Here is a 24767-nt window from a genome sequence, read left to right as displayed (position 1 = left end):
AAAAACGGCATTTATACTTCTGCCATTGAGTTACGGTATAACTCACCCAAATATCCGGACTGCAGCTTAGAACTGAATAGCCTGACTGATAAGGTTCCGACAACTAATCTGTATTATGTGAGCAGCCAGGATATAAAACATAAATTTGAAGACAACATCTTTGCTATGGTGCGGGAAGGCATTTTGTATATATTTTATCACAATTATTTTTCACCGGTGTTCCAGCGCGGTTCCATCTGCACGTTCATCTTAAAGGAAGTACAAACAACGACCTATTACCCTTCCGGATCATCGGTAGGAACAGCTGGAACAACCATGCATAGTGGTGTGCCTGTCACGACAAGCCATACTACTATGAATATCTATTTTATGGATTTTCAATCGGGCATTATTGAAAAGGTTAAAAAGGAGAACCTGGATCCTATCATTAAGCGCGATGCTGTGTTGTATGAGCGTTTCAAAAAGATCAAAGGAGATCCGAAAAATAAAAAATCATACCCTTATATTTCGCAGTATAATGCCCGGAATCCTTACTACATAATATTGGTGAGAGAAGTAACAGAAAATACCGGACAATAATCCGGCTAAGGTGTTTTGAAAACATCCGGAACAATTTTAATGAACTTATTGATCCTGGCACGGTGTTTATATTGTATTGTTGAATTAAAAAAAACGCGTAGCTTTACTATAACATTTGTACCCAACCCCATACATCAAGTGAAAAACAGACTCATCCTTTTTCTTATTGCAGCGACGCTTTTATTTTCCTGCTCAAACCAACAGCAGGCAGTTGCTGCCGGCCAGCCGAATGCAGAAGTTAAAAAACTTTCAGCAACGGAATTTTCTGATAAAATCAAACAAACACCTGATGCAACAATTGTAGATGTACGAACAGAAGAAGAATATAAGCAGGGACATATTACCGGTGCAAAGAATATCGACTGGAATGAATCAGAATTTGAAACACAGATTGCAAAGCTTGATAAAACCAAACCTGTATTGGTATACTGTTTAAGTGGATCAAGAAGCAGTGACGCTGCTTCGTACATGTCAAAGAACGGTTTTAAGGAAATCTATGAACTGGATGGAGGCATGATGAAATGGCGCGCCGCAAACCTTGCTGAAGTGGCGGATACAGCTGCAACAGAACAGTCTTCTGCTAAAGGCATGACAATACAAGAATACGAAGCACTATTGAAAACAGATAAATATGTACTGGTTGATTTTCATGCACCATGGTGCGGCTATTGCAAAATGATGGAACCCTCTCTTGATGACATCGCTGCAACCATGGCAGATAAAGTTGTAGTAGTGCGTATCGATACAGACCAGAACGAAGAGGTTGCAAAACATTTTGAAATTGATGCTCTGCCGGTTATCATGCTTTACAAAAATCAACAGCTTGTAAAAAAGGAGGTCGGCTACCAAACTAAAAAACAATTACTCAAACTTCTTGAATAATTTTAAATCCCCTCTCAGAGGGGATTTTTCTTTTAATAACACTATAGCATTTTATTTCCTGCATATTCATTGCTAAGCTCAAAAAGTCCGGGTGAAAATTTTTAAAATAGCTGGCAACTGCTGCCAGTTCTGGCTACTTTTGCCAGGATTAAAAAGCAGCATGCAAAACGAATTCAAGTTACTATTAAAAGACACAGTAAAGTCAGCCATAGGTTTATATAAAATCATGATTCCTATTTCTATTGCGGTTAAGCTGCTGCAATATTTAGGGGTTATTTCATGGATAGGAGCAGCCCTTGCTCCGGTGATGCAGGTGGCAGGATTGCCGGGTTCCTGCGGCATTGTATGGGCAACTACTATGGTTACCAACATCTATGGCGGCATGATGGCTTTTTATTCGCTTGATCTCTCTTCGGTTTTATCAACCGCGCAGGTTTCCATCTTATGCAGCTTAATGTTGATGGCGCATGCTTTGCCGATTGAACTGCAGATTGCGCGTAAGGCCGGTTGCCGCCTGTGGCTCATGTTTTTGGTTCGGTTTGGGTTTGGAATTGTTACCGGGATACTGATGAATTATTTTTTACATACAGCACATTTGTTCCAGGAACCCAACAGCATTCAATGGAAGCCTGCGGTGCTGGAAAATCCTACACTGATACAATGGATATTGGGTGAGATAAAAAAGTACATTATTGTGTTTTTTGTTGTAATGGCACTGATGGCGGTTATGCGGATCTTAAAAAAATCAGGGGCACTAAATAAATTCAGTGAAGGATTGAAGCCTGTATTGGGTGTTTTGGGAATAAATAAAGAGGTAATTCCAATGACAGTGATTGGCCTGAGCCTTGGCATTTTATATGGAGGCGCATTGATCATTAAAGAAACCGAAGAGAAAAAAATTCCCAAGCTGGATGTATTTTATGCATTTGTATTAATGGGTTTGTGCCACAGCCTGATCGAAGATTCACTGCTGATGATTTCAATGGGAGCAGACTGGACAATGATCTTTATTTTCCGGATGTTGTTTGCTTTGCTAACTACCTGGTTAATTGTAAAAGCCACTAAACTTTTTGATGCACGTATCATCGAAAAAATTGCGATCAGGTCTACAGACCAAGTGGAAGCGAACGCTTAATTAAAAGCGTATCCCTGCATTGAAGCCCAGCCAGTATGCGTTGTAAATAGTTCTGCCATCCTGGCCGGCAATATTGTGCTCGTACAGGATGCTTCTTTTAGGAATCATTTGAGAACCTACAGAACCACTGGAGTTGATGTAATTTGAGAATGTGGTATTCAATGTTGGTCCGGCAAAGACAGATAAGCGCTTGGTCAGATTCAGCGCCAGCAGTACTCTTGTCTGGAGCTGCTCATTCAGGGCATTGGTGAAACCTTCATTTTCATTCAGGTGCATCCAGGTAACATCAATGGTAATGGTAGATTGCTTGCTCAACTGTACGGTAGAGCCCAGCCCGTAACCGAAGGTCCAGCGATAGTAACTGGAATTAAAATTGCCGCCGAACTGGAAAATATTATAAAGACTTTTAACACCGGATTTGATCATGATGTTATACGGTGTTGTCTCTGAATAATAAGCTTCAATTCTTCCGTACCCGTTTTTACATATAGAAAGCAAGCCGAAAGGAAGTCCGTTGATGGTATCACACACATTGATCAAACCAAATTGAAATCCTTTTACTTTGTGTGCATTATTGATCAGGCCAATTTGTCCGCCGTTAATTTCTCCATTGTGCTGGTTTACCACGAAAGCAGCCTGCACACCATCCAGTTTGTCCACGCCGACATTCACAACACCTGCAGCCTGGACACCAGCCATGGCGCCATTCGCAACGTTTACAACACCAGCAAACTGTCCGCCGATTACTTCCTGGTTGCTGATATTTACAAGGCCCGCAAATTGCGCACCCCGCACGTATTCGCCGCAGGCATTGGCTAAGCCGGCGACCTGTACACCCTGCACTTCCTTGCGGACAATGTTGGCCAGCAGGCCAACTTCTGCTTTTGAAACCGCGCCGTTATAACCAAACAGAAAGTTCAGGGAATAATCGTTTCTGTAAAGACCGCTGGTAGAAGAATGATTACCTAAAGGATAAAAAGCCGTGAATTGAAAATCATCATGGATCAATAAATCTGCATCAATATCCGTGATGGTGTCGCTATACTTATTTTTTCGCGCCAGCAGCATACTATCTCTTTTGAACTTGTATTGCTTGCTTAGCGCCAGCTTAGCTTCTTTCCAGCTTTTACGCAATTTCATTTTGCTGGAATAAGCTTCAATTGCAATGCTGTCTTTCTTTTGCGTATAGGTATCGTTCAGGTTGGTCAGCACCTGGGAGTAAGAACCTCCTTTTGATACCAGGGTCGAATCGGTTGTGATTACTTCCGTTGATTTGGACGGAGGAACTTGTAATGCCGTAGTGTCTTTTTCCGGATAATAAACTGAATCTCTGACAGCGATCTGCAGCGGAGGACTTGATTTTGCTGTATTTCCGGAAGGAACAACAGATTTGCTTTTTTTCAAAACAACCTGGTTTCCGACAATCCTGTATGTAATGGGAAGATTGTGGAACAACTGGTTTAAAGCATACTCCAGTGTTGCGTTCCGTACATTAAGAGAAACTAACTGGCGCAGATTAATTAAATCGGGTGAATAGGAAAAGTTTACACCACACTGTGCTTTAATTTTCTTTAAAGCAGCTTCCAGTGGAATATCATGAAAGTAGAGAGTAACTTTTTTATGATCTACTTGTGCTGTACTTTCAGGTATAGCAGAAAAGAAAATGAATAAAAACAAAAACACAAGATGAAGTCTGTAGATCATCTTACTGGATTTTTAGAAAGATATTTCGAATTACTTGCAGCCTTTTCCTTTAAGGACAAAAGTAGTTCCTACTTTTTCAACTTGCATATTCATTGAAAGCGCAATAATCTGAATGATTTCTTCAGGTTTCGAATTATCGAACTCACCTGTAAATCTACATGATTCGGCGTTTCTATCCTCTAAAATAACAAAAATATTTGTTTTTTCTTTTAAGTCTTTGATGACCTCTTTTAATGGAGTGCCTACGAACATAAGATGTTCGGAATAACCGGGTGTGCGCCACGGTGCCACTGCACAGGCCGCTGTATCAGTGGATTGTTTCAGGCTTCCGTATACATCAACCGATGCTTTCATTCCTTTAGTCAGCATCAGCTCTTTGCCGGTGCGGCTGTATTTTTCAAGTACGGCCACTTTACCTTCTTCCACTTCGATGCAGTCCACAGAATCTTTCATGCGGCTCTTAACAGAGAAAGACGTTCCTTTTACAATAACACGTGAACGGTATGACAGCACAGTAAATGGTTTTGTCGCGTCTTTACGTACTTCAAAGAAAGCTTCGCCATCCAGGAATACCATGCGCTCTTCATCATTATAAGCAGAAGAATAACGAAGGGTAGTATTATCACGCAGCCATACTTTGCTGCTGTCCGGCAGGTAAAATTCTTTTACGCCTGTAGTTGTTGCAAGATCGGTGAATGTTGGTTTTTTGAAAACCACCTTGCTCATGGTCCAGGTAATGGCCACAAGTACTAAAACAGCGGCAGCAGCCTTTAAAAACGGAGATTCGAATACAATACTGAGAGGAGACGCCTTTTTCTTAACCGATATAATCGGTTCTTCAATCGTCTGGTTTTTAACTTTTTGCCATGCAGCTTCGGCATCAAAAGAAGGGAAAGCCACCTGCTCCCTTGATTGCTCCCATGTTCTTTCTACTTCATTAAAGAATTGAGCATGCTCCGCATCTTCTCCTTTCCAACGCAGCAATTCCTGAACCTGTTGTTCAGATAATTCCCCCTGTTTGTAAGCAGTGATGGTTTCGTACCAATGGTCAATATGTTTAATATTCTCGTATTTCATGGTTTATTCTACTTTAAGACAATCGACAGGCCTGTTCCCCCTACGCAAGATTAATAAATTGTTAAAAACTCTGATACACAGAGTATAACGAGGAAAATAAACAGGTGTTCCCGGAGAATTCTTAATGCTTTTCCCAATTGATTTTCTACTGTTTTTACAGAAATCTCCAACAATTCGGCTATTTCCTTATATGAAAGCTGTTCTTCACGACTCATCAGGAAAACAGTGCGGCAGCCATCGGGCATGGCCGCAATTGCCTGGTCAATTTTTTTCTGTGTGTCTTCCGCCTGAAGCGCCAGCAAAGGGTCTTCGTTGTTGCTGGTTTGTACTTCATTCAGAACCGAAACGTCTTCGTTTTTATATTTTTTGGCCCGCGCATATTCGTTGATGCTGCGGTTATAAACAGAACGGAATAAATAAGATTTGAAAGAAGTTTGAAGTACGGTTTCTTCTCGTTTCTTCCAGAGATTAACAAAACAGGTTTGTACAACATCTTCTGCAACATCTTTGTCTTTCACAATGCGGAAAGAAAATCTGCAGAGCAGCGTATAATAGGTATGAAACAACGCTTCAAAGAAAGCCTCCTTATTTTCAGCAGGCCATTCTTTTTCAGTGTCTTTTATTGATTTACGTAGGGTACTCATTTAACAAGTTTCATCCGGATCAGGTACATGTGCGCTGTAATGTACAGATAAGACTCTGTATCATCCAGCTCAACGTTAGACGTTGCAACCTTGGTTTTTATTGTAGCGATGTGTTTGCCTGCAGGGTTGAAGATCCACACGCCACCCGGACCGGTAGCAAAAATATATCCTTTACTGTTCATGCATAATCCGTCCGGCAAACCTTTTTCAGTTGCGGCATTTTTTGTTGCGTCCATGAATATACGTCCGTTTGATAATTTCCCGTCTTTATCCAGGTCATATACTGCCCAGATTGCTTTTGCAGGATCTGAGTTGGCTAGATATAATTTCGTGCCATCGTTAGAAACAATTATGCCGTTTGGTCTGGTAAGTGAATCAACCAGCAGCTCTACTTTACCGTCTGGAAGAATTCTGTACACACCTTCAACCTTCGTTTCTTTTGTGCTGTCCTTCTCTTGTTTTTCTAAACCGTATGGAGGATCTGTGAAGTAATAGTTTCCTTTTGAATCCGCGAAAACATCATTCGGACTGCTGAATCGTTTGCCGTCGAATTTATCGGCCAATGTTTTGAACTCAGGTTTCGGTTGATCTAAAGCCGCCTGCATTTCGGCAATCCTTCTGTCGCCGTGCTGGCACAATACGAGCTTACCGTTTTTGTTAATGATTAATCCGTTTGAACCAACTTCGCCGCCGCGCGGTACAGCGCTTGTATAGCCTGACGGTTTTAAATATACTTGTATAGAATCCTTTGCTGTCCAGCTGAAGATGGTGTTTTGCGGCGCATCAGAAAAAATAAGTTTCTGCTGATCTTTGATCCAGCATGGTCCTTCAGACCAAACAAACCCTTCGCCCAGGATTTCTGCTTTACTGTCTTTGCTTACAAGTTTTTCTGCCTCCGGGTCAAGTACTTCAACCATGCTTAATGTGTCAGCAGCGGTCATAGTATTAATATTCTGAATCGTTGGTTTATTTTCTGAACACGAAAGAAGGCCCAAAAATAACATGGGTGCCAGCAGGCTGATTTTTTTCATCTGGAATTAAAAGTATTAAACTAAAAGAAACTAAAGCTGATGTTATTAGCATCAAATTTAGTTTCTAAAAGTTAAAATACCTAGTGTATTTATAGCTCAATGTCGTTCAGTTGGAAGATGCTATCTCAACATTCAACGGCCTCATTCGCCCCGGCGAACAATCAAAAATTAGCATATTTGATCTGCCGCGGCGGAAAGCCTTGATCTTTTGGTTCTTTTGTATCAAAGCCTGTCCCCATCAGGCGGGAACAAAAGAACAATAAAGAAAAAGAAAGAACAATACAGTTGAGGAAGGGAGACTATTTTATATTCTTTACCCTTACTAAACGACATTGTATTATAGCCAGTGTTCACTGAGAACAAAAGCTTATTGCGCCCCGCTGATCAGCAAGCCGGTCATGGCAATGGAACCGTTTGTGGTTACATCATTAAAGAAAGAGACGGTATCAGTTTTTGTTTTCAAACCCAGAGCGTAGAGCAATGGCAAATAATGCTCGGCAGTAGGAATCGCATATCGACTGTTCTCCAGTTGTGAATACTGGATCAATGGCATGTAATTATCGCCTTTCGAAATATGTTCTTTTACCGTGTTGTTGAAAGCAATGGCCCAATCGTAGCTTGAGTCGTCCCATTTGATCATGCGCAGGTTGTGTACAATGTTGCCGCTGCCGATGATCAGCACACCGCGTTTTCTCAATTCATACAGATCCTGCGCCAGAGCAAATTGTTCTTCCGGTTTTTTGCGTACATCGAGACTCATCTGGTATACCGGAATTTTTGCTTCCGGATACATGGGCATCAATACAGACCAGGTGCCGTGGTCGAGCCCCCATGTGTGATCTTCATGTACCTGCCATTTGCTAAGAAGTTCCGTAGTTGTTTTGGCAAATTCCGGCGAGCCCGGTGCCGGGTATTGCGCTTCGTGCAGTTCTTTCGGAAAGCCGCCGAAGTCATGAATCGTCATAGGTCTGGCCATAGCTGTTACCTTCGTACCAACGGTTTCCCAGTGAGCCGAAACAACCATGATGGCTTTCGGTGCGGGCAGGTTTTTACCAAGCTCTTTCCAGGCTGCATTAAATTTATTCTGCTCAATAGCATTCATGGGGCTGCCGTGGCCAACAAACAATACCGGCATCGCGGCGCCAATGGTGGGTTCATTGTCCCAGGCCCGTGCAAATTGATGTAATCCTATCATAGCTGTACCCGCCAAAGCGGCTGTTTTAATAAATTTTCTGCGTTCCATAGATACATTGCGGTTGCGTTATTTTTTCTCAGCAGCAGATTTCATTTCTTTCTGAATATATTTTTCAATCGATTCATAGCTTGCATACCCTTCTGAAATTTTAACATAGCCGTTTCCTTGTTTCATGAAAACCGTTGGAAAGCCTGTTACACCAAGCTCTGTAGCCTTTTTGAATTCAGCGTGCGCCTGATTCAGGTACGTGGAGTCTTTCATGCGGTCCAGGAACTGTGAACGGTCAATGCCGAAAGACTTTGCAATGTCAGCATACAGCGTATCGTTGTTCAGATCTTTAGCATATTTATAGAAAGAAGTCTGTATGGTATGGCCATAAGAAACGGCACTGTCTTTTTTAAAGGACTTATAAACGCACAAGGCCACCGATGGCTTTTCAGAAGAAGTAACGTATGTCCCTTCTTTCAGCAGCTGTTTATATGGTTCTTCAAATTCCGCGCCTGTCATACGCTCCAGGCGGGGTATGGCCTGAAGGATGTAATCTGCCATGTTCCCCACAGGCGCAATGCGATCGCCCATGATCATGCCGCCGCTGATAATTTCTACCTCGACATCAGCCTTATAATTTCTTTCGATTTTTTCTACTACCGGTCCGAAGCCATAACACCAACCACACAAAGGATCATATACATACAGCAGCTTGATTTTTTCTTCCTGCATGTGTGTATTAGGTTTATTTGCGGTGCCAACTGCCATAAATAACAGCAACAGCAATACGGTATATACATTTGTTTTCTCCATAATATAATAGTCGCCTAATTACATGTTATAACATGTAATATTTATTTTTAATTCCATATACACATCAATGCGAGGGATTATAGTCCTAAGTTAATTCAAACTTGTGAATATCAAACATTTACTTTCAACTGAACGTATACTGGCATGTTAATTGAAATAACGTGAATATAGGTTACATTTAATACCTTAAAATACATTTAGTACTAACTAACACAGATAAAAAAATGAAGAAAATCGTTTACTGCGTACTTTTGGGGCTTGCAATAGCTTCTGCCAGCTGTACAAAAAAGACACCGGAAACAACTCCTGTATATCCGGATGGTTCAAAGGCCGATGATGCCAATGCCAGAAATGAAATGGACAAAGTATATAGTGATATTGAAACCGTTTTCAACTCACAGGATTATAAAGATGCATCTGCACAAAGAACTTCAGGTGCCATACTGCCTTGCGGCAAGGTAACATTCAATACAAAAAATTTTACCATTGATTACTCTCAAACCGGTGTAAATTGCGGTTCAAGAGTATTGAGCGGCAGTATTGATGTAACACTTGTATCGGGAACCACTTTTGCGGATGCGGGTGCAAAATTGAAAATTGTATACAACGATTATAAAGTATTGTATAATGTGAACAAGCAGTCCATTACTTATAATGGTACGGCTTATGTGACAAACGTTGATGGCGGAACATTCCTGGATTTGTTTACAGCAACAACTACGGTTACGGTTACACATAAAGTAAGAGGTCAGCTTGAACTGACATTTGACTCAACAGGTACAGGTAATGCGAATGTGATCAGAGAATGGAACGTTTTCAGAAAGAAAACATATACCGGCAACGGAACAGCAACAGGAATCTCTTTAAAAGTTGAAGGCGATACAGCCATTGATACACAAACGTATTTAAGCATACCGGGCGCATTTGCAGAGGCAAGTGAATATGGTATTTCAAGAGACGGAGACAAATTTGTTTGCGATCTTTCTACACCGTTTATCTGGTCAAACTGTGGTGCGAGCTACGGTGGTCCGTATGTATTGAAACAAGGGAAGGTTGAATATACAGTAGACCTGACAACCAATCCGATTCATCTGCTAGGTGTAACAAAAGGGACATGGAGCGCGACGGCAGGTTACCGTTTGGATGGCGCTAATTTTGTTTTTGACGGAACCTGTTCTTCAAGCGGATACAGACTGGATCTTGCTTTCAAAAATTCAGGCGGAACGAGTGTTTACTCAACAGCATCTTACCAGGCATACTGATAACATTCATTCTAATTATAAACAAAAAGATCCCGCAGGCACTGCGGGATCTTTTTGTTTTACAGCAATTCTATTTCAATCAACCTTTTTAAAAAAGATGGCACTGCCATCGCGGGCGGTAAGCTTTAAACCATTCGGTTCAAAAGAATATGCAAATCGCTTTTTGCTGAGCAAAGCCAGGAAGGCCCCATCACTGGCGTTTGTACAATCTTTTTCACCTGCTTCAAAGGAGGTAAACTGAATATTATTTTTGACGAAATAAAAAAATCCGTGGAAGTCAGAGCATCCGCTGAAACCGTAAATTTTTGCATCATTCAGATGAAACTCCAGCCGCGGCCTTCCATACGGAAATTAACGTTCAGAAAATTTGATTCCGCTTAAACTATCCAGCACCCAGATATCATTAATGACCGGATTGCCTACATAAAAACCATTACCAGAAAAACCAGTATAGGTACCATTATCTTCAAAGGTGACAACGACCTTGAATGGAGGCACATCACTGAAGTTACTCGCCAGGTCATAGGTAGGTTGTTCAATCAGTGTTACGGATGAAAAACGTTTTTTCTGCAATATTGTATCAGTTGCTTGAAGAACCTTTTTTGAATAATAGCGCACGCCTGCAACCCCTGGTATCTTAGCAGGTTTTGAGCATTCAAAAACAGTTTTTGTCCCGTTCAATTCAAAAGTAAAAACGCTGTCTTCTTTCATGTATAATTTCCAACCGTCAATATCATTGAATCCATAAAATGAAACCTGTTGCCGGAACAAGTCAATTTGCTCATTGCTGCCAGGCATAACATCTGCAACATCTTCATATTTAACATGAGCAGCAGAAGTCGTATCAACATGGCTTACAGCAGATCGTTTTTTATGACCGGCGCAGCTGCATAACATCAAGAAGACGAATGCGGTGAATGAAATATAAAACTTTATCATAAAATTGAGCTGGTTATTGTATGATCAATCTAGAAAGGATTTCGTATCATTACAATACAAATTAATCGTAATTCTTTATTTATGAAAAAACCAGACATACTTGTTTCTGTTCCTTCTGATATTGGTGCACAACGTCTTGGTACATCTTTGGCTTTAGACGCTCTTCTTGTGGCAGATTCAGAGCGTGCGAACCCGATCCTGAAAAATTTCACTAAAAAAGTACTATCCAGCTATCCGGAGAAAAGAGGAGAGTTTGGTCCCTATGCGCAGGGTAAATACGCTAAACTATTATCTGAATTGAATAATAATACTGCGAAAGAGATCAGTGCTATTGTTAAAGATAAATACCCGCTCATTATCAGTGGCGACCACAGCAACGCCATTGGTATCATGGCTGGTTTGCGTGAAGCGATTGGCATGAAAAAGAAACTGGGTGTGATCTGGGTAGATGCACATGCAGACTTACATACGCCCTATACAACACCATCGGGCAATATTCACGGGATGTCGCTGTCGGCATCTATGGGGTATGATAACGTGGAACTTTCACGCAGCAATATAGATGCTGGGTTAAAACCATTCTGGGAAGAATTGAAACACTGCGGAGCAAGCCGGTTCACACCGAAGATTGGTCCGGAAGATATTTTCTTTATCGGTCTGCGCGATTTTGAAATCCAGGAATACCACCTGATCCGTGATTATAAATTGAATCATTTCAGTCCGTATGATGTAAAAGCAAAAGGGCTGACACACATACTGGATCATGCGGTAAATTATTTTGCCGGTTACGATGCGGTATATGTATCATTTGATGTGGACGTACTGGACACCAGTGTTTCTACAGGAACAGGCACACCGGTATATAACGGATTGTTATTACCCGAAGCCAAGCAGGTGGTGGATACTTTAAAACGTTTGAATAATATCCGCATCTGGGAATTCACAGAGATCAACCCGCTGCTGGACAATAACAACAGCATGAGCAAGGCCGTGATCGAATTGATTGATGTGTTGATGGAGCAGGATTGATCCACAAATTCCATTCGCCGCGGCGAACAAAAAACAAATTTCAAACAAAGTGGTTGCATAACAGTTACTTCTTGTTCTGTGACACACACACAACGTTCGCTAATAGCAATCTAACACCGATGCCATCGCTTCAAGCGATGGCATCGGTATGTTTATCACCACAGAATACTTGTTAAGAAATGAGTAACGTTCACAACCGACCCTCCAAGGGTTTTAAACCCTGGAGGGTTCAATGAGAAAGATTGTCTTTTAAGCAAAGAAATACAAACCTTGGATAATGGCAAAGGAAATTGGATATGGTACAGGAATGATAATGATGGGAGCGATTCAACTGATGTTGACTTATTTAATTTCAAAATATACTCCCGCAGGAAAATCTTACGCCATCATTAGAGGATTTATTGGATCAGCTTTTATAATTTTGATGGGGATATTTATCATTGTACGATATTGTATGTTTTAACTTCTGCTTTATTCAGTAATCTTAACTGATACCATCGTTTGAAACAATGGCACAGTCGCTCACGATTAGACAATATTTGTTAAGAAATAAGCATCGTTCATCATCGGAGACCTTCCAAGGGTTTTAACCTTGGAGGGTTGACTATAACATCGTCTTCTCTGGCGCCAGTCTTAACGTAGTGTCCGCCGCGGCGGATTGACTACAAATACATCAACATCCATTCATGCCTACACCCATCATCTCAGCCCGCAACATTTCACTTTCCATAGATAAGGAAGTTCTTCTCAACAACCTGTCTTTCTCTATCCAACAGGGGGAGTGTGTTGTACTTACCGGTGCTTCCGGCAGCGGCAAAACCTTGCTGGCAAGAATCATCGCGCAGCACATTCCGGTTACGGAAGGAACACTCGAATACGCTTCGCCGGACCTGAAAAAAATTGTGGTGCAACAGCAACATGATTTCAGATATGCATTTGAAACACGTTCGTATTTTGGCCAGCGGTATGATCGCAACTACGGAGAGGATTTTCCGACGGCATATAAAATTCTTTCAAAAGAACAGCCTTCCGAAAGTAAACTGAACGATGTTGTGATACAGTTGAATCTTACAGAAAAACTGCACCAGCCGGTAATAGAACTGTCGAACGGTGAAGGTAAGTGTCTGCAGCTGGCGCTGGCATTACTCGCCAAGCCCGATGTTTTAATCCTTGACCAGCCTTTTATCGGACTCGATACTGCAACACGTGAGGTATTACATGCATTGTTGAAAAAACTAAAAGAACAACACATAATGGTTGTGCTGATCACCGCGGCAAATGAGATCCCCGAAGCAGCCGACCAGATTTTCCTGCTGGAAAAAGGAAACATGCGGGTGGTGAACAAAGACGAGGAATTCTTTGTAGAAGAAAAAATTACTACCGGTATATTTTTGCATGCGGAAGAACTGAAAGAAATTTCTGTTGCATCGCATGCTCCGTTTGAGGTTGCCGTGCAGATGAATCACGTGAACATTTCGTTCGGCGATAAAAAAATCCTGGATGATGTTTCCTGGACTGTTAAATGTGGCGAACACTGGGCATTGCTAGGGCATAACGGCTCCGGAAAATCAACCTTGCTGAGTCTGATCAATGCCGACAATCCGCAGGTGTACCTGAATGATGTGTGGCTGTTTGACCAGAAGCGCGGCAACGGTGAAAGCATCTGGGAGATCAAGAAAAAGATCGGTTATGTGTCGCCTGAAATGCACAACCATTTTTTGCGCGGCACCAGTTTCATACAATCGCAAGCCATGGCGAAGAATGATTATTCGTTGGGCGGATTTTCGCAGGACAAAACCACATGCTTTGAAATTGTCGCATCCGGCATCAACGACCAGATCGGTTCATCCACACGCTTAACCGTACTGCAGCAGAAGATTGTAACCTACTGGATGGAAGCGCTGGATATTATTGAACTCAAGCAAAAACAATTTTATAAAGTATCGTTAGGCCAGCAACGGTTACTGCTGCTTGCAAGGGCGCTGGTTAAAAATCCGCCGCTGCTGATTCTGGATGAACCTTGCCAGGGGCTAGACAAAGCGCAGATCCGTCGGTTTACAGGTATTGTAGATGCTGTGTGTGCAAACATGGAGAAAACACTGATCTATGTTTCGCATTACAAAAGCGAACTGCCGCAATGCATTGAGCATACGCTGGTATTGGAAAAGGGCAGGGTTAAATAGAAGTTCATTTATACACTCTTCGCCGCGGCGAAGGGGCGTACAATGTTACCACGTCGGCGCCGGCTTGTTTACTGCTTTACCGCCAAATTTTGCTTTCCATTTTGAATACGTAGTAGACTCGATCGTTTCGATAATTTTATAATATGAGCCTGCCCAATAATTACGCACGCCTGAACCTCCCGGTGTTCCGCGCATACGCTCATGCAGCAATACTTCTTTTGTTTGTGTATTAAAAAATACTACATGGTAAAAAGCTTCTTGCGCAGTTTTGTTCATACTTTCAGTAATAAACACCAGGCCAATGCCAGGCTTCTCAATAGCCGGATAGGCACTTACAAAAGACTGTATATCCTGCAGGCTGTAGTAAGGTGTGATCTTTACTTCAATTGAATCCACGGAAGTATTGTCATTGATTTTTTTGATCATGCTGATATCAGTGTTCACATATTTGCGGTGCAGCATTTCTGCAATGTTGTACTTGTCTGCCTCGTCCAGGAACAGATAATTCCAGGCAGCGAAATAACGATCCTTCAAATCATTTTTAGTAACGGGCGGGTTAAATCCCCACTGAATTACAGAGCCGACCACTTTGGCATGTGAATAATCGATACCCATCCAGGTAACGGTATAATCTGTATTCGAAAAAATATCCTCAACTTTTTGAGCCTGGACGGAAACCGTTGTACTCAAAAACAGGATGGTGTAGAAAGCTGATTTTTTTAGAATGTTCATGGTAATAAATGATGAAACCAAATATAGCTAAAATATCGAATTCTCATATAGATCTTTGAATGATAGTCTTTTACAGATATTATTAAGATCATATTAAGCCTATATGCACGAATCATACAAACAGATGCCCTTGTCTTTAACCCTGTAAGCAGGCCATAAAGTGATTTATTTACGCTTTCCTTTTTTAACCTGCCCGAAAAGCCGTAATTTTGAGGCCTAAAATCACCAATCAAAACGTATGATTACTGCACCTATTCGCACAACAGCCAGAGATACTCAAATATTTGATTTGATCAATAAAGAGGCTCACCGTCAGGAAGAAGGCATTGAATTAATTGCTTCTGAAAACTTTACTTCTAAACAGGTAATGGAAGCAATGGGAAGTGTACTTACCAATAAATATGCTGAAGGCCTTCCGGGCAAGCGTTATTACGGAGGCTGCCAGGTTGTGGACCAGATAGAGCAGATCGCGATCGACCGTTTGAGAAAATTATTTGGTGCTGAGTGGGCAAACGTACAGCCGCACTCCGGTGCACAGGCAAATGCTGCCATCATGATTGCATGCCTGAACCCGGGGGATTCAATCTTAGGTTTCGATTTATCGCACGGCGGCCACTTATCACACGGTTCACCGGTAAACATGTCTGGTAAATATTTTCAGGCACATTTCTACGGCGTTGAAAAAGAAACAGGTTTGATCAACATGGATGTAGTTGAAGCAACTGCATTAAAAGTAAAACCTAAAATGATTATTTGCGGAGCTTCTGCTTATTCCCGTGACTGGGATTATGTGCGTTTCCGTAAAATTGCTGACAGCGTTGGCGCTATTTTGTTGGCAGATATTTCTCACCCGGCAGGTTTAATTGCAAAAGGTTTGTTGAACAATCCGATTCCGCATTGTCACATCGTTTCTACAACTACCCATAAAACATTAAGAGGTCCGCGTGGTGGCGTAATCATGATGGGCAAGGATTTTGAAAACCCATTCGGTTTAAAAACACCAAAAGGCGAAGTACGCATGATGTCAAATGTGCTTGACATGGGTGTTTTCCCGGGTACGCAAGGTGGTCCGTTAGAGCACGTGATCGCTGCAAAAGCAGTTGCGTTCCAGGAAGCCTTGTCAGATGATTATTTGAAATATGCACAGCAGATCAAGAAAAATGCACAGATCATGGCTGAAGCATTTTTGAAAAAAGGCTACGATATCATTTCCGGAGGTACAGATAACCACTTAATGCTGATTGACCTGAGAAGCAAAAATATTACAGGTAAAGAAGCTGAGAACGCATTGATCCGTGCAGATATCACGATCAATAAAAACATGGTTCCGTTTGACGACAAATCACCGTTCGTTACTTCTGGTATGCGTGTTGGTACAGCGGCAATTACCAGCCGTGGTATGGTTGGCGACGACATGATCCGAATTGTTGAAATGATTGACACGGTTCTTATGAACCAGACAAAAGATTCAGTGATCGAAACAGTTCGTAAAGACGTAAATAACTGGATGGCACAATATCCATTGTATATCTAATAGCATAAAACAAGTTTTGTGGAAGACAACACAAAGAAAGAGATGTCCTTTTTTGATCATCTTGATGAATTAAGGAAACACATAATGAAATCAATAATAGCGGTGATAGTAATTTCTATCATCGCTTTTATTTATATGGATGTTATTTTCCATGAAATTTTAATGGCTCCATCAAGGCCGGATTTTTTTACCTTCAGGATATTGTGTAATTACTTTGATTTTTGTGTAGGCAACATGAATTTCACGCTGATGAGCCGCACCATGACAGGGCAGTTCTCCATGCACATTATGTCCGCACTGATCACCGGAGTGATTGTAGCGTTTCCGTTTATTATTTATCAGATCTGGTCTTTTGTATCACCTGCATTGCATCCAAACGAACGTAAAAATGTCCGGGGTGTGGTGTTAGGCGTATCATTTCTGTTCTTTGTAGGCATCCTTTTTGGATATTACATTATCGCACCTCTGGCTATTAACTTTTTAGCCAATTATCAGTTAGACCCATCCATTCAAAATAACTTTGATGTGACTTCTTACATTTCAACGTTGTGTATGATGGCATTGGGCGGAGGCGTTATTTTCCAGCTGCCGGTAGTTGTTTACTTCCTGTCTTTAATGGGAATGATGACACCGATGTTTATGAGAAATTACAGAAGACATGCGATACTTGTGATGGCCGTTATTGCGGCAATTGTAACGCCTTCTCCGGACATGTTGAGCATGATGCTGATGTTAATACCTATGCTCTTGCTATACGAAGGAAGCATATTTGTAAGCGCAGTGGTTTATAAAAGAAAATTAAAAGAAGCAGAACAAAATTAAATTATGGCCTATACAATTGCTCTGGGTGGTGACCATGCCGGTTATACCTACAAAAAAGAAATTATTGCATTCCTGGAATCCCAGGGACATACAACAATCGACTGCGGTCCGTTTTCTGACGCGTCTGTTGATTATCCGGATTTTTCACACCCTGTAGCCACAGCGGTTGAAACCGGCAAGGCAACATTCGGCATCCTGATCTGCGGCAGCGGCAACGGTGTATGCATGACAGCAAACAAGCACCAGAACATTCGTGCCGGCCTTTGCTGGACTCCGGAGATCGCCATGCTTACCCGTCAGCACAACAATGCAAACGTATTGTGCTTACCTGCACGCTTCATTCCATTGGAAGAAGCGATTGCCTGCGTAAAAATGTTTATCGAAACGCCGTTTGAAGGCGGCAGACACGAAGGCAGGGTAAACAAAATTGCCTGCGTGTAAAGATTCTTTAACCAACAAAACCTATAAGGTTTCGTTGGTTAAATCAGTCAGATTATAGTTTCAAAACCTTATAGATTTAGAGAAGAATAAAAAAGTCCTGCTGTTTCGGCGGGACTTTTTTATTTCAGTAAACTGTAACAGTCAATAATAATATTCGGATTCAGAGCAGATTTTTATTTCACCCGCTTATAAACTTTTTTATCGTACGACGGCTGGTAAACCGTTTTCAATTCCGGAATACGCTCCATCAACTGCGGCATCATGGAGATGTTATCTAAAATATAATCCGGTTTATTTTCAAGCAGGTTGGTATAAATGTTTGAGATGTTCTCATAATCATTCAGATTACCGAAATGGCGCAACGCCAGATTCCAGTCTGCGTAAATGGTCGACTGTTTGTTATGGATCAATGCAGCCGGGTTATCGCCCAGCAAGAGAATATTGCTTCCCTGGATCGGAGTGCCATCGTAGCGTACTTCCGCATTTCTTAATACCAGGATAGAAGAGTTGTTCGAACGTGCGTGATCCGTATCGATCCGCTTGTTGTGCAGGTGAATCAGGATCAATAATATTGCAATGGTCCAGAAAATACTTTCCCGCAGCCAGGCACGTTCAATCTCGATAAACAGAAACACCGTGAAGAATGTAAATACCGGAACCACAATATAAATATTAAAAAAGCCCCATTCTTTCATAATCAAAAATGCAAACAAGCCATTCAAAAACCACATGATCATGATCTTCATGCTTGAATACTGAAAGTTCAGGAATTTACTTTGTGAAGTAACATACATGAATGCCAGCACTGCAATTACGGTAGAAGGCAACCCAACTTTGATGATCGAGAAGAAGTCGGCATAATAAACAGGTGCTGTATATAACGTTCCTTTGATCAGGTTCTCAACCACCTCATAAAACGAACCGTTGAGGTAATAGTAAGAGAACACCATCAGCCAGGGGAAAAGAAAGGCAAACAATAGTTGAAAGAAACGTTTGAAATCAAACGAGCTGAATACAAAGAAAGAATATACGATAAAGATAATGAAGCAGGCAAACGGCAGATAGAACAAGGACGCCACGCCCAGACAGGCACCGGCAAAGAAATGGTTCCTGGATTTTTCTCCCATACGCACATCTTTAAAAAGAAAATACATAACCGGGAGCATGAATGTTAAGCCCATCTGTACCGGCGATAGCGTAAAGAAATCATAATTGATGGAACTGAACAGCACGTAAAAAAATGCAGGATAAGAAGTTCTCTGGTCGTAGATATTTGTTTGCGTAACATAGTAATTAAACAGAAAAGCCTGAATCAGGCACAGCAACAGCGAGAGTATGCGCAGAGCCATGATGGATTTGCCGAACAGGTATTCGATTATGTAATACATGCCGGCACTGAATGGTTCCAAAGAAGTCCAGATGTCTTTGTACAACACCTTTTGGAAGCCCATCATTTCACCGACAGACAGCCATTGTAAAGAAGGTATGATATATACTTCATCCGTAAACCAGTAAAAGCGAACCAGGAAGGCTATGATCGCTACAATCAGCAGACGGAAAGGATCTAATTTTCTTAAAAACTCTAACACAGGCGTTTAATTTTATAGTCAATAATACAGTTCTGGCAATGAACATCAACCTTCCGGGGTCCATTTTAATGAATGCTGTTTATTCTCAGAAGAACAAACTCCCGGAGGGTTTTGATTCACACAATCTGCGATGAATCACTGGAACCGCATGTAGACTCAATTTTATACCAAATTAAGCATTTTTTCGCTTTGAAGATAAGCAGAATGGAACATTACCCGACTCTTTTTTGTATTTTTACAGCTCCTTTAACAAAGGTTTTAGAATAAACAGAAAATATGGAAAGTGTAAGACAACAAAAGGTAGCAAGATTGATTCAGAAAGAAATGGCTGACATCTTTTTGAAGGAAAGCAGAATGCTTTTTGGCAATGTGTTTATTTCCATCACAACAGTCCGTATGAGTCCCGATTTAAGCGTGGCTAAACTCTACCTGAGCATCATGATGGCTGCAGACAAAAAAAGCATGCTGAAAGAAATTCAGGCACAGAGCAAAGAATTAAGAAAATTATTAGGCGAGCGTATTCGCAAACAAGTTCGTATTATTCCCGAGATTGTCTTCTATCTGGATGATAACGTGGATTATGCAAACCATATGGATGAGGTTATGTCTAAAATAGCCATTCCTAAAAAAGAAGATGAGAACTTTGATCCGAATGAATATCCGGGACTGAAAGAATAATCATTTCTAATATCTATCAAAGCCATTGAAGTCAATTTTATTTATTGCCCGCCGCTATTATTTTTCAGGGAAGAACCTGCTTCTCATCAATGTAATATCCGCGCTATCCATTCTGGTAGTGGCAGCAGTAACCATGGTATTGGTAATTGGCATGTCTGTTTTCAACGGCATGGAAAACCTGATCCGTTCGCTGTACAACTCTTTTGATCCGGAAATAAAAATTACACCTCGTGAGGGCAAGACATTTGAAATGACCGATAGTCTTTTGCGTGTGATGCAAGGCACAGACGGCGTTTTCATCATTACCCAGGTGATCGAGGATAATGCCGTGCTCAGTTATAAAAATGAGACCGATGTGATCAAGATCAAAGGCGTTTCAGAAAATTTTGCTTCACAACACAGAATGGATTCATTCATTGTTGACGGTAGTGTAAACATGTTCCGGCATGGGAAGAACATGGCGCTCATCGGCAGAGGCGTGCAATATAAATTGTCTGTACCGGTAAACAATCAGTTCTCTCCCGTACAAATCTATTATCCGGATAAGGATAAAATAAAAAAAATTACTTCAATCGATGCATTCAGAATAAGCTCCATACATGTGGGCGGCGTTTTTGCTATTGAAAAACAATATGACGACAATTATGTTTTTGTACCACTTGATTTTGCGCGCGAACTCATGAATTATGAAAATGAGCGTACCTCACTTGAAATCAAAATAGCCGAAGGCGCTGATATTGATGATGTACAGGACCGGTTAAAACAAAAGCTGGGTTCCTCTTTTCTTATACTCAACAGCGATGAACAACACAAGGGTTTGCTGAAGGCGATTCTGGTTGAAAAACTCGTAGTGAATGTTATGCTTAGTTTTATCCTGGCAATTTCTTCTGTCGGGATATTTTTCTGTTTAACCATGCTCACGCTGAACAAACGTAAAGACATAGCCGTGCTGAAAGCAATGGGCGCTACTAAATCATTTGTCCGGAATCTGTTTCTCTCAGAAGGTTTGCTGATTGCGTTTTCGGGTGCAGCCATCGGACTGGTTTTTGGCGTAGGCATTTGTTATCTGCAGCAGCATTATGGTTTCGTTTCCATTGGTACAGAAACGTCTATTATTAAAGAATATCCGGTAGAACTTCGCTGGAGCGATCTGATCTGGATTTCCTGTACCGTAGTTTGTATTTCTTTCCTTGCAGCCATAAGACCTTCAATTATAGCTTCCAAGCTTGATTTGAAGAAGCATTTGTAGTGCATAAGCACACATTTTTGTGAATAAATTCTCCCAAAACTTCACACAAAAAGAAGGGCAGTTTACTATATTGTAAATTACTTTTCTGATGAAATAGTTTGAAGGAAAGTTTCCTGACAGCTATTGATTCAGTCGCCTTAAACTGTTGTAAAGTGAAAGTATCAACCACAGAACCGTTTCAAATCATTTACTCGCTGTTTGAGCATGAGTACCTGGGGTATCTTTTTGAATCTTTTGTAATTCAATTGGATCACCAGCGCAGGCTCACACTGAAGCACCAGAACATTTCTGCCAAGAATGCCGATGAATTTGCACGTGAACTGGATGAAACAGACTTTAAACTGATCAAACTGATTGACTCAATCCAGCAGGAGGCGATTGTAAAGAAATTTTATAACAAGAAAATCACACCTGCGGAATTTTTTCTAAAGATCTACCATAAGGAAAAAGGTGATGAGCTTATACAGGACGCAATACGCTCGTATATTGAATTGAAGAAAAACGAGATCCTGTGTCTGCTTGAAAATAAAATGTTGTTTGAAATGGGGCATGATGGCGAACCAACGTGGAAACGACTGGCGCTGGCACCTGAAAAGGCAAGCATTTTATTTCACTTCATGCGCAATGAAGAAAACACCCATTATTTCCCGACAATCAAATACGACGGACAGAAAATTGATTTTCAATATAAGAATGCCATCATCGTATGCAGCATGCCGGCCTGGCTGCTGGTCGACAATACCGTGTATCATTTCAACAAAGATGTTGACGGCAATAAACTGAAACCGTTCCTGAACAAAAAATTCATTCTGGTCCCGCGTAAAATGGAAGAGACCTATTATGAAAAATTTGTTACACAGATTGTAGCTTCATTTGACGTGCATGCGAAAGGATTCACCATCCATGCAGAAGAGTATTCGCCAAAACCTGTATTAACCATTACAGAACTGGCTGTTGTGAAAGCGCCGACCTCGTTGTTTGGCGAAGAAGGGAACGGTACGGAAGTGGAGGTTTCTGAAGAAAATAAAATTCTGCTGAGTCTGGATTTTCAATACGGCAGCTTCATTTTTTCATCAGACAAACTTTCACCGTCTTTTGTGAAAATGGAAAAGACCGACGACTCATATATTTTCCATAAAGTAAAACGCGATTCGGATAAAGAGAAAGCATTCCTTGACATTCTGCGAAACTCCGAATTGGAATTCAAGAACGGAAAGGTTACACTCGAGAAATCAAAGATGTTCTCCTGGCTCTCTGCCAACCGCGATGCACTGGAAGCTCAAGGCCTGGTGATCCGTCAGAACCTTAAAGATGGTAAGCGTTTTTTCGTTGGCGCTTCTTCTATAATTTTAGAATTGAAAGAAAATCACGACTGGTTTGATATTTATGCAGTAGTACGTTTCGGCGAATTTGAAATACCGTTCCTGAAGCTGAAACAATATATCCTGAAAAAGAAAAAGGAATTTGTATTACCGAATGGCGAAATCGCTGTTATTCCTGAAGAGTGGTTCAGCCAGTATTCAGACTTGTTCTCTTTCATTGAAAATGATGCCGATGATCTGAAGCTGCGCAAGCACCATATGGCTTTGGTGAAAGAACTTCAGAACGACCGTCTGGCGCAGGTTTCCATGGATCGTAAACTTGAACGTTTACGCGACTTCCAGGAGATTGAAGATTATACACTGCCTGCTGAATTTAAAGGCGAACTGAGACCTTACCAGAAAGCCGGGTATAATTGGATGCGGTTCCTGAATCAGTATAATTTCGGCGGTTGCCTGGCAGACGATATGGGTTTGGGTAAAACCGTACAGACACTGGCTTTGCTACAGTCATTGAAAGAACAATCCGAAGGGCGTGCAAGCTTACTCATCATGCCAACATCTCTGGTATACAACTGGGAAATGGAAGCACGCAAATTCACACCGGAATTAAAAATCCTGAATTATACAGGTATTAACCGGGCAAAAAATGCAGAGCAGTTCCAGAATTATGACCTGATCATTACTTCCTATGGTACCATCCGGATTGACATAGAACTGTTCAAACAATACCAGTTCTATTATACCATTCTGGATGAATCTCAGGTAATCAAGAATCCGGAATCAATTATTGCGAAAGCCGTAAAAGAATTGAACAGCAAGCACAGACTAATCTTAACGGGTACACCGGTGGAGAATAGTACGATGGATCTGTGGTCGCAGATGACCTTTGTAAATCCCGGTTTGCTGGGCACACAGCAGTTCTTCAGAAATGAATTCCTGAATCCGATTGAAAAGAAACAGGATGAAACAAAAACGAAACGTTTATACAGTATTATAAAACCTTTCATCCTGCGCAGACAAAAATCGCAGGTGGTGAAAGACCTGCCGGAAAAGATCGAGAACATCCATTACTGCATTATGACGCCGGATCAGGAAGCTGAGTACGAAAAGGTAAAATCGAATTACAGGAATTTAATTCTTGAATCGATTGATGAAAAAGGATTGGCCGGCAGCCAGATCCTGCTTTTACAGGGCTTGACCAAGCTGCGCCAGATTGCTAATCACCCAAGCCTGATCGAAGAAACCTTTGAAGGAACTTCAGGCAAAATGGATGATGTAAATCATATGCTGCATAACGCGCTTGACCTCGATCATAAAATTCTTGTGTTCTCGCAGTTTGTAAAACATTTGCAGTTGTACGCAGAACAGCTGGATAAAGCAGGTATTAAATATGCATACCTCGATGGGCAAACCCGTGACAGGCAGGCAGAGGTGGAACGTTTTCAAAAAGAAGAAGATATCCGAGTATTTTTAATTTCATTGAAAGCCGGAGGCTTAGGTCTGAACCTCACAGCTGCAGATTATGTATTCCTGCTGGATCCATGGTGGAACCCGGCGGTTGAAGCACAGGCGGTGGATAGAGCGTACCGGATCGGACAAAAGAATACCGTGTTCACATATAAATTCATCACCAAGAATACCGTTGAAGAAAAGATTTTAAATCTTCAGAAAAATAAACTCAAGCTCGCAAACGATCTGATCAGTTCAGAAGAGACTTTCTTCAAAGCCCTGAGCAGAGAAGATATACAGTCGATTTTTGATTAAGGCCAAGTGCGTAAAGCTGAAGGCTGAACGCCTATAAAAACATAACCCACGACTTCAGTCGTGGGCTATACATCAACAATCTAGTTTAAGTTAAAGATTTATCTACGAATGCCGCAACGGCTTCATTCGCCGCGGAAAGCTTTGATCTCTTGGTTCTTTTGCATCAAGCCTGTCC

Annotated in this window: 23 protein-coding genes; 13 read left to right on the top strand and 10 right to left on the bottom strand. The window is 41.4% G+C overall.

Features of this window, described 5'->3' with window-relative positions; translation table 11 throughout:
* From ACTHJT_RS05615 to ACTHJT_RS05605, 3 genes are all read left to right on the top strand, one after another.
* Nucleotides 1-579, top strand: a 579-nt coding sequence (locus ACTHJT_RS05615; protein ID WP_440237018.1) for a hypothetical protein, incomplete at its 5' end; no start/stop codon positions are given.
* A gap of 138 nt (nucleotides 580-717) precedes the next feature.
* Complete coding sequence (gene trxA, locus ACTHJT_RS05610; protein ID WP_440237017.1) at nucleotides 718-1461, top strand: thioredoxin; 744 nt, start codon at nucleotides 718-720, stop codon at nucleotides 1459-1461.
* A 160-nt stretch (nucleotides 1462-1621) separates the two neighbouring features.
* Nucleotides 1622-2596: a nucleoside recognition domain-containing protein gene (locus tag ACTHJT_RS05605; protein ID WP_440237016.1), complete on the top strand. Its 975-nt coding sequence runs from the start codon at nucleotides 1622-1624 to the stop codon at nucleotides 2594-2596.
* On the opposite strand, the gene ACTHJT_RS05600 is transcribed toward ACTHJT_RS05605, so the two are convergent.
* From ACTHJT_RS05600 to ACTHJT_RS05575, 6 genes are all read right to left on the bottom strand, one after another.
* The gene (locus ACTHJT_RS05600) at nucleotides 2597-4300 is read right to left on the bottom strand and encodes an STN domain-containing protein (RefSeq protein WP_440237015.1); all 1704 of its coding nucleotides are present in this window, start codon (nucleotides 4298-4300) and stop codon (nucleotides 2597-2599) included.
* A 30-nt stretch (nucleotides 4301-4330) separates the two neighbouring features.
* Nucleotides 4331-5377 carry a FecR family protein gene (locus tag ACTHJT_RS05595; RefSeq protein ID WP_440237014.1) on the bottom strand — a complete coding sequence of 349 codons (1047 nt, stop codon included), beginning with the start codon at nucleotides 5375-5377 and terminating at the stop codon, nucleotides 4331-4333.
* 50 nt (nucleotides 5378-5427) lie between these two features.
* Nucleotides 5428-6021, bottom strand: a complete 594-nt coding sequence (locus ACTHJT_RS05590; RefSeq protein WP_440237013.1) for an RNA polymerase sigma-70 factor — start codon at nucleotides 6019-6021, stop codon at nucleotides 5428-5430.
* Nucleotides 6018-7052, bottom strand: a complete 1035-nt coding sequence (locus ACTHJT_RS05585; RefSeq protein ID WP_440237012.1) for an SMP-30/gluconolactonase/LRE family protein — start codon at nucleotides 7050-7052, stop codon at nucleotides 6018-6020. The genes ACTHJT_RS05590 and ACTHJT_RS05585 overlap by 4 nt, the downstream gene beginning before the upstream one ends.
* Before the next feature lie 367 nt (nucleotides 7053-7419).
* The gene (gene ygiD / locus ACTHJT_RS05580; RefSeq protein WP_440237011.1) at nucleotides 7420-8295 is read right to left on the bottom strand and encodes a 4,5-DOPA dioxygenase extradiol; all 876 of its coding nucleotides are present in this window, start codon (nucleotides 8293-8295) and stop codon (nucleotides 7420-7422) included.
* 18 nt (nucleotides 8296-8313) lie between these two features.
* A complete protein-coding gene (locus ACTHJT_RS05575; protein ID WP_440237010.1) occupies nucleotides 8314-9048 on the bottom strand; it encodes a DsbA family protein in 735 nt (244 codons plus the stop codon).
* Nucleotides 9049-9272: 224 nt separating this feature from the next.
* On the opposite strand from ACTHJT_RS05575, the gene ACTHJT_RS05570 reads away from it, so the two are divergent.
* Complete coding sequence (locus tag ACTHJT_RS05570; protein WP_440237009.1) at nucleotides 9273-10310, top strand: hypothetical protein; 1038 nt, start codon at nucleotides 9273-9275, stop codon at nucleotides 10308-10310.
* A gap of 75 nt (nucleotides 10311-10385) precedes the next feature.
* On the opposite strand, the gene ACTHJT_RS05565 is transcribed toward ACTHJT_RS05570, so the two are convergent.
* Nucleotides 10386-10613, bottom strand: coding sequence for an META domain-containing protein (locus ACTHJT_RS05565; protein WP_440237020.1), 228 nt, complete (start codon nucleotides 10611-10613; stop codon nucleotides 10386-10388).
* 48 nt (nucleotides 10614-10661) lie between these two features.
* Complete coding sequence (locus ACTHJT_RS05560; RefSeq protein WP_440237008.1) at nucleotides 10662-11249, bottom strand: hypothetical protein; 588 nt, start codon at nucleotides 11247-11249, stop codon at nucleotides 10662-10664.
* An 81-nt stretch (nucleotides 11250-11330) separates the two neighbouring features.
* Here ACTHJT_RS05560 and ACTHJT_RS05555 point away from each other — a divergent pair, with 81 nt between their 5' ends.
* The 3 genes from ACTHJT_RS05555 (at nucleotide 11331) to ACTHJT_RS05545 (ending at nucleotide 14461) form a co-directional block, all read left to right on the top strand.
* On the top strand, nucleotides 11331-12278 hold the full coding sequence (locus ACTHJT_RS05555) for an arginase (protein ID WP_440237007.1): 948 nt from the start codon (nucleotides 11331-11333) through the stop codon (nucleotides 12276-12278).
* A gap of 277 nt (nucleotides 12279-12555) precedes the next feature.
* Nucleotides 12556-12741 carry a hypothetical protein gene (locus ACTHJT_RS05550; protein ID WP_440237006.1) on the top strand — a complete coding sequence of 62 codons (186 nt, stop codon included), beginning with the start codon at nucleotides 12556-12558 and terminating at the stop codon, nucleotides 12739-12741.
* A 223-nt stretch (nucleotides 12742-12964) separates the two neighbouring features.
* Complete coding sequence (locus tag ACTHJT_RS05545) at nucleotides 12965-14461, top strand: ATP-binding cassette domain-containing protein (RefSeq protein ID WP_440237004.1); 1497 nt, start codon at nucleotides 12965-12967, stop codon at nucleotides 14459-14461.
* Nucleotides 14462-14506: 45 nt separating this feature from the next.
* Here ACTHJT_RS05545 and ACTHJT_RS05540 read toward each other — a convergent pair whose 3' ends face one another.
* Nucleotides 14507-15193, bottom strand: a complete 687-nt coding sequence (locus ACTHJT_RS05540; protein WP_440237002.1) for a hypothetical protein — start codon at nucleotides 15191-15193, stop codon at nucleotides 14507-14509.
* A gap of 238 nt (nucleotides 15194-15431) precedes the next feature.
* On the opposite strand from ACTHJT_RS05540, the gene glyA reads away from it, so the two are divergent.
* From glyA to rpiB, 3 genes are read left to right on the top strand one after another with little or no spacing between them, the layout of a single operon-like run.
* The gene (gene glyA / locus ACTHJT_RS05535; protein WP_440237000.1) at nucleotides 15432-16727 is read left to right on the top strand and encodes a serine hydroxymethyltransferase; all 1296 of its coding nucleotides are present in this window, start codon (nucleotides 15432-15434) and stop codon (nucleotides 16725-16727) included.
* Nucleotides 16728-16769: 42 nt separating this feature from the next.
* Nucleotides 16770-17549, top strand: coding sequence for a twin-arginine translocase subunit TatC (gene tatC, locus ACTHJT_RS05530; RefSeq protein ID WP_440237019.1), 780 nt, complete (start codon nucleotides 16770-16772; stop codon nucleotides 17547-17549).
* A 3-nt stretch (nucleotides 17550-17552) separates the two neighbouring features.
* Complete coding sequence (gene rpiB / locus ACTHJT_RS05525; protein ID WP_440236998.1) at nucleotides 17553-17990, top strand: ribose 5-phosphate isomerase B; 438 nt, start codon at nucleotides 17553-17555, stop codon at nucleotides 17988-17990.
* Between the two features lie 173 nt (nucleotides 17991-18163).
* On the opposite strand, the gene ACTHJT_RS05520 is transcribed toward rpiB, so the two are convergent.
* Nucleotides 18164-19579 carry a DUF6427 family protein gene (locus tag ACTHJT_RS05520; RefSeq protein WP_440236996.1) on the bottom strand — a complete coding sequence of 472 codons (1416 nt, stop codon included), beginning with the start codon at nucleotides 19577-19579 and terminating at the stop codon, nucleotides 18164-18166.
* 276 nt (nucleotides 19580-19855) lie between these two features.
* Here ACTHJT_RS05520 and ACTHJT_RS05515 point away from each other — a divergent pair, with 276 nt between their 5' ends.
* From ACTHJT_RS05515 to ACTHJT_RS05505, 3 genes are all read left to right on the top strand, one after another.
* Nucleotides 19856-20257 carry a ribosome-binding factor A gene (locus tag ACTHJT_RS05515; RefSeq protein WP_440236994.1) on the top strand — a complete coding sequence of 134 codons (402 nt, stop codon included), beginning with the start codon at nucleotides 19856-19858 and terminating at the stop codon, nucleotides 20255-20257.
* 25 nt (nucleotides 20258-20282) lie between these two features.
* Nucleotides 20283-21506, top strand: coding sequence for an ABC transporter permease (locus ACTHJT_RS05510; RefSeq protein WP_440236992.1), 1224 nt, complete (start codon nucleotides 20283-20285; stop codon nucleotides 21504-21506).
* Nucleotides 21507-21658: 152 nt separating this feature from the next.
* Nucleotides 21659-24592, top strand: a complete 2934-nt coding sequence (locus tag ACTHJT_RS05505) for a DEAD/DEAH box helicase (RefSeq protein WP_440236990.1) — start codon at nucleotides 21659-21661, stop codon at nucleotides 24590-24592.
* The last annotated feature ends 175 nt before the right edge of the window (nucleotides 24593-24767 follow it).

The sequence above is a fragment of the Cytophaga sp. genome, from assembly GCF_051961495.1.
GTDB lineage: Bacteria > Bacteroidota > Bacteroidia > Cytophagales > Cytophagaceae > Cytophaga.
The sequence above is the reverse complement of the archived record's forward strand: the minus strand, read 5'-3'. Positions and strand labels throughout refer to the sequence as shown.

Excerpts from the sequence above, each read along its gene's own strand:
- ygiD (WP_440237011.1), bottom strand. The coding sequence starts at position 8,295 with ATGGAACGCAGAAAATTTATTAAAACAGCCGCTTTGGCGGGTACAGCT.
- ACTHJT_RS05515 (WP_440236994.1), top strand. The coding sequence starts at position 19,856 with ATGGAAAGTGTAAGACAACAAAAGGTAGCAAGATTGATTCAGAAAGAA.
- ACTHJT_RS05605 (WP_440237016.1), top strand. The coding sequence starts at position 1,622 with ATGCAAAACGAATTCAAGTTACTATTAAAAGACACAGTAAAGTCAGCC.
- ACTHJT_RS05555 (WP_440237007.1), top strand. The coding sequence starts at position 11,331 with ATGAAAAAACCAGACATACTTGTTTCTGTTCCTTCTGATATTGGTGCA.
- ACTHJT_RS05585 (WP_440237012.1), bottom strand. The coding sequence starts at position 7,052 with ATGAAAAAAATCAGCCTGCTGGCACCCATGTTATTTTTGGGCCTTCTT.
- ACTHJT_RS05575 (WP_440237010.1), bottom strand. The coding sequence starts at position 9,048 with ATGGAGAAAACAAATGTATATACCGTATTGCTGTTGCTGTTATTTATG.
- ACTHJT_RS05560 (WP_440237008.1), bottom strand. The coding sequence starts at position 11,249 with ATGATAAAGTTTTATATTTCATTCACCGCATTCGTCTTCTTGATGTTA.
- rpiB (WP_440236998.1), top strand. The coding sequence starts at position 17,553 with ATGGCCTATACAATTGCTCTGGGTGGTGACCATGCCGGTTATACCTAC.
- ACTHJT_RS05545 (WP_440237004.1), top strand. The coding sequence starts at position 12,965 with ATGCCTACACCCATCATCTCAGCCCGCAACATTTCACTTTCCATAGAT.
- ACTHJT_RS05590 (WP_440237013.1), bottom strand. The coding sequence starts at position 6,021 with ATGAGTACCCTACGTAAATCAATAAAAGACACTGAAAAAGAATGGCCT.
- tatC (WP_440237019.1), top strand. The coding sequence starts at position 16,770 with ATGTCCTTTTTTGATCATCTTGATGAATTAAGGAAACACATAATGAAA.
- ACTHJT_RS05550 (WP_440237006.1), top strand. The coding sequence starts at position 12,556 with ATGGCAAAGGAAATTGGATATGGTACAGGAATGATAATGATGGGAGCG.
- ACTHJT_RS05595 (WP_440237014.1), bottom strand. The coding sequence starts at position 5,377 with ATGAAATACGAGAATATTAAACATATTGACCATTGGTACGAAACCATC.
- ACTHJT_RS05600 (WP_440237015.1), bottom strand. The coding sequence starts at position 4,300 with ATGATCTACAGACTTCATCTTGTGTTTTTGTTTTTATTCATTTTCTTT.
- ACTHJT_RS05540 (WP_440237002.1), bottom strand. The coding sequence starts at position 15,193 with ATGAACATTCTAAAAAAATCAGCTTTCTACACCATCCTGTTTTTGAGT.
- ACTHJT_RS05570 (WP_440237009.1), top strand. The coding sequence starts at position 9,273 with ATGAAGAAAATCGTTTACTGCGTACTTTTGGGGCTTGCAATAGCTTCT.
- glyA (WP_440237000.1), top strand. The coding sequence starts at position 15,432 with ATGATTACTGCACCTATTCGCACAACAGCCAGAGATACTCAAATATTT.